This window comes from Cellulosimicrobium cellulans (genome assembly GCF_001722485.1).
In the GTDB taxonomy this organism is placed as follows: Bacteria; Actinomycetota; Actinomycetes; order Actinomycetales; family Cellulomonadaceae; genus Cellulosimicrobium; species Cellulosimicrobium cellulans_A.
Window position 1 is genome coordinate 1 of sequence record NZ_LWGL01000222.1, and the last position, 4,214, is coordinate 4,214.

Annotated in this window: 5 protein-coding genes; 1 reads left to right on the top strand and 4 read right to left on the bottom strand. The window is 70.5% G+C overall.

Annotation, left to right across the window (positions count from 1 at the left end):
* The 4 genes from JZ5iCDA_RS15945 to JZ5iCDA_RS15960 form a co-directional block, all read right to left on the bottom strand.
* A partial coding sequence (locus JZ5iCDA_RS15945) for a hypothetical protein (protein ID WP_139123166.1) occupies window positions 1–303 on the bottom strand: 303 nt, incomplete at its 3' end.
* 289 nt (window positions 304–592) lie between these two features.
* The gene (locus JZ5iCDA_RS15950; RefSeq protein ID WP_069388036.1) at window positions 593–1,579 is read right to left on the bottom strand and encodes a Gfo/Idh/MocA family protein; all 987 of its coding nucleotides are present in this window, start codon (window positions 1,577–1,579) and stop codon (window positions 593–595) included.
* Window positions 1,579–2,679 carry a DegT/DnrJ/EryC1/StrS family aminotransferase gene (locus JZ5iCDA_RS15955; RefSeq protein WP_069388034.1) on the bottom strand — a complete coding sequence of 367 codons (1,101 nt, stop codon included), beginning with the start codon at window positions 2,677–2,679 and terminating at the stop codon, window positions 1,579–1,581. Before JZ5iCDA_RS15955 ends, JZ5iCDA_RS15950 begins: the two co-directional genes overlap by 1 nt.
* On the bottom strand, window positions 2,676–3,272 hold the full coding sequence (locus tag JZ5iCDA_RS15960) for an acyltransferase (protein ID WP_069388035.1): 597 nt from the start codon (window positions 3,270–3,272) through the stop codon (window positions 2,676–2,678). Before JZ5iCDA_RS15960 ends, JZ5iCDA_RS15955 begins: the two co-directional genes overlap by 4 nt.
* Window positions 3,273–3,415: 143 nt before the next feature.
* Between JZ5iCDA_RS15960 and JZ5iCDA_RS15965 the strand changes: the two genes are divergently transcribed.
* Window positions 3,416–4,138, top strand: a complete 723-nt coding sequence (locus JZ5iCDA_RS15965) for a glycosyltransferase family 2 protein (protein WP_069388037.1) — start codon at window positions 3,416–3,418, stop codon at window positions 4,136–4,138.
* Window positions 4,139–4,214: the final 76 nt, after the last annotated feature.

A 4,214-nucleotide genomic window follows, 5' to 3' on the forward strand; every position in this document is an offset into this window, starting at 1 on the left:
CCACGTCGCTCCAGTTCGTGACCGGACCTCGACCCGGAACCGGTCGGTCCCGGCGCCTTCCGCCCAAGTGACCCCGGCGACGGTGACGGCACCCGAGGCAGGAGCCGTCGCCGACCACACGTCGCCGTCACGCTGCTCCCCGGGCGCCTGCTCGTCCGGCTCGGCGGGCGACGTCTGTGGTCCGACGGCGCCGCCGTTCGCGGAGTCGCTCTCGAGCAGCCCTCCGGCGGGGTCCTGGTCGACGGGCGCCAGCGGCGTCTCCTCGATCGTCGGGGAGACCCCGTCGGCGTCTGCTGGACCCACGCCCGCCGCTCCGGACGACGTGTCAGACGTCGCATGAGCCACCGCGCCTGGTGCATCAGGCGCGGCCCGAGGCAACGCCACGACCGGAGCTCCTGGCGCCGCCGCGAGCGCTAGCGTCACGACAAGTACGGTCCACCTGAAAGTCACGGTGCCCCCCGACAACCTCGACTTGCCGGGCCGCTGGCCGGTCCGGACGATCGTCGCCAGTATGGCAACGAGCGTCCGTCCGACAGCGTTTCATCGTGGGCGCGTCACGAACTTGCCCCGGTGTGTGGGCAGCACCACATGTCTACAGCTCGATCGTCGTGCCCTTCGCAGCCGACTCCAGCGCGGCCTCGGCGACCTCGAGCGTGCGGAGACCTTCCCGCATCGTCACGACGTCCTGGCGCACGCCCAGGACCGCATCGCGGAACGCCTCGTGCTCAACCCGCAGCGGTTCGCGCTTCGAGAAGGCGAACCGGGTGATGTCACCCTCGGAGACGCCGCGGAAGGTCGACACGACGTCCCACTCCGTCTTGATGTCCCCGTTGGCGTAGAACGTCAGGTCTCCCGTGGACGTGTCCACCGCGAACGCACCGCGCTCCCCGGTGACGACGGTGACCCGCTCCTTCATCGGCGACAACCAGTTCACGACGTGGTTGACGATGACACCGTTGGCGAGACGTCCGGTCGCGATGACCATGTCCTCGTGCTCGCGCCCGCTCCGGTGCGCCGTCTGGGCCGCCACGGACGCGTACTCGCTCTGGGCCACCCAGGCGGTGAGGTCGATGTCGTGCGTCGCGAGGTCCTTGATCACACCGACGTCGGAGATGCGCGCCGGGAACGTGCTCTGGCGGCGCGTCGAGATCTGGAAGATCTCACCGAGCTCCCCCGCCTCCATACGACGCCGCAGCTCCTGGAGCGCCGGGTTGAACCGCTCGACGTGGCCGACGGCGCCGACGAGCCCCGCGTCGGCGAACGCGTCGGCAACCCTGCGCCCCGCCTCGCTCGTCGCGGCGATGGGCTTCTCGACGAGGGCGTGGACACCCGCGGCTGCGAGCGCCAGGCCGACCTCCTCATGGAAGACCGTCGGGACCGCGACGACGGCCATGTCGAGGCCGGCCCGGACGAGCGCGTCGACATCGGGAAGCACGTCGAGACCGCCGGCGACGCCGTAGGGGTCGCCCCCGGGGTCAGCCACCGCGACGAGGTCGACGCCGGGAAGCTCGCGGAGCACGCGTGCGTGGTGGCGCCCCATGGCGCCGAGACCGATAAGACCAGCACGGAGGTTCGTCATCACGCACCCGCCTTCACGAGAGCGTTCACGCCGGTCACGATGCGCTCGAGGTCCTCCCGGGACAGCGAGGGGTGCACCGGGAGCGAGATGACCTCCTGCGCCGCCTTCTCCGTCTGGGGCAGGTCCAGGCCGGGCGCGAACCGTGCGAGGCTCTCGAGACGGTGGTTCGGGATCGGGTAGTAGACCCCTGAACCGACACCGTGCTCCTCGCGCAGCGCCGTCACGACGCGGTCGCGGTCCTCCGCCACACGGATCGTGTACTGGTGGTAGACGTGCACCGCACCTTCGGCGACCGGAGGGGTCACGACGCCCTCGAGGTTCGCATCGAGGAACGCCGCGTTGCGCCGACGGGTCTCGGTCCAGTCGCCGACCTTGGTGAGCTGGACGCGGCCGATGGCCGCGTGGACGTCGGTCATCCGGGCGTTGAAGCCGACGAGCTCGTTCGCGTACTGGCGCTCCATCCCCTGGTTCCGCAGGAGGCGCACGTTGCGCGCGATCTCGTCCGTCGCGCACGCGACCATGCCGCCCTCGCCGGACGTCATGTTCTTCGTCGGGTAGAGGCTGAACATCGCGAACGTTCCGAACGAGCCCACCGGACGTCCGCCGAGCGTCGCGCCGTGCGCCTGGGCAGCGTCCTCGAACAGCAGCAGCCCGTGCTCGTCCGCGATGGCGCCCAGCGCCGTCATGTCAGCGGGGTGCCCGTACAGGTGCACGGGCATGATCGCCTTGGTGCGGTCGGTGATCGCGGCTCGCACGGAGTCCGGCGCGAGGCAGAAGTGGTCCGGCTCGATGTCGGCGAAGACCGGCGTCGCACCGGTGAGCGCGACGGAGTTCGCCGTCGCGGCGAAGGTGAACGACGGCACGATGACCTCGTCGCCCGGGCCGATGCCGGCGGCGAGCAGACCGAGGTGCAGGCCTGACGTGCCGGAGTTCACCGCCACGCAGGTGCGGCCGCCCACGAGGTCGTCCGCGAACTCCTGCTCGAACGTCGCCACCTCGGGCCCCTGCGCGATCATCCCGCTGCGCAGGACGCGGTCGACCGCCGCGCGCTCCTCGTCCCCGACGATGGGCTTCGCCGCCGGGATCAGTGTCTGGCTCATGCGGTCGCGACCTCTCTGATCGACTTGTCGTGCTCTTCGTAGCGGGTGCCCGTCACGGGGCACACCCAGTGTCCGTCCTCCTGGCGGAGCGGCTGGCCCGCGCGCCCGACCCACCCGACCTGGCGTGCGGGCACGCCCACCACGATCGCGTGCTCGGGCACGTCCTTCGTCACCACCGCACCAGCCGCGACGGTCGCCCACGCCCCGATCGTGACCGGCGCGACGCACACCGCACGAGCCCCGATCGCGGCTCCCTCGCCGATCGTCACGCCCACGGCGTGCCAGTCGTCGGCGCTCTTGAGGGTCCCGTCGGGGTTGACGGCACGCGGATAGGTGTCGTTGGTCAGGACGACGGCCGGACCGATGAAGACGCCGTCGGCGAGCGACGCCGGTTCGTAGACGAGGGCGTAGTTCTGCACCTTGCAGTTCCGGCCCATGTCCACGCCGGTGCCGATGTAGGCACCGCGGCCGACGACACAGCCCTCACCCATTGTGACGCCTTCACGCACCTGTGCCAGGTGCCAGATCTGACTGCCGTCACCGATCGTCGCGTCTGCGGCGACGTCGGCGCTCGGCGCGATGCGCACACCCATCCGTCTGGTGCTCCTCCGTCGAGTTCCCCTGGGTCGGCGTGTCGTGGTCGGCCCGCCGCGTCGGCAAGATTACCCGTACGCCCGGACGCCGATCGACTGACGAACGTCCCTCGCCCGTCCGACCTCCTGCAAGAATGACCACCATGCACGAACCGGACGCGGCGCCTCGCGGTCGCCCGCCCGCCATCGCAGCCGCCGGCAACGGCGACGTCTGCGTCGTCGTCCCCCTCTACAACGAGGGCAGCGTCATCGCGGACGTCGTGGGAGCCGCGCTCAAGGTGTTCCCGCTGGTCGTGTGCGTCGACGACGGCAGCTCCGACGACTCGGCCCAGCGAGCGCGCGAGGCCGGTGCGACCGTGCTCCGGCACGCCGTGAACCTCGGGCAGGGCGCGGCGCTGCAGACCGGCATCGAGTACGCGCGCTGCCTTCCGGGTGTGCGGTACCTCGTCACGTTCGACGCCGACGGTCAGCACCGTGTCGACGACGCGGCGGAGATGGTCGCGCTCGCACGCGAGAACGACGTCGCGATCGTCTTCGGCTCCCGCTTCCTCGACGCCCGGACACGACCCGGGCTCCTCAAGCGGATCGTGCTGCGTACCGCCGTCTGGTTCACGAACCAGAGCACGGGCCTGCGGCTCACGGACGCGCACAACGGGCTGCGCGTGATCCGCACCGACGCCGCGAGACGGATCGACCTGCACCAGGACCGCATGGCGCACGCCAGCGAGATCGTGCTCCAGCTCGGACGCACAGGGTTGCCGTGGCGTGAGCACCCTGTCCACGTCCTGTACACCGAGTACTCGAAGGGCAAGGGTCAGTCGCTGTGGAACTCGGTGAACATCCTCGTCGAGCTCGTCTTCAAGTAGGTCGGAGGAAATCGTGCTGATCCAGGTCTTCCTCGTCGTCGCGATCGGTGTCGTGACCGTCCTCCTCACCCGCTCC

Bases quoted from the DNA above. Each gene is read 5' to 3' on its own strand.
- JZ5iCDA_RS15965 (WP_069388037.1), top strand. From the start codon at position 3,416: ATGCACGAACCGGACGCGGCGCCTCGCGGTCGCCCGCCCGCCATCGCA.
- JZ5iCDA_RS15950 (WP_069388036.1), bottom strand. From the start codon at position 1,579: ATGACGAACCTCCGTGCTGGTCTTATCGGTCTCGGCGCCATGGGGCGC.
- JZ5iCDA_RS15955 (WP_069388034.1), bottom strand. From the start codon at position 2,679: ATGAGCCAGACACTGATCCCGGCGGCGAAGCCCATCGTCGGGGACGAG.
- JZ5iCDA_RS15960 (WP_069388035.1), bottom strand. From the start codon at position 3,272: ATGGGTGTGCGCATCGCGCCGAGCGCCGACGTCGCCGCAGACGCGACG.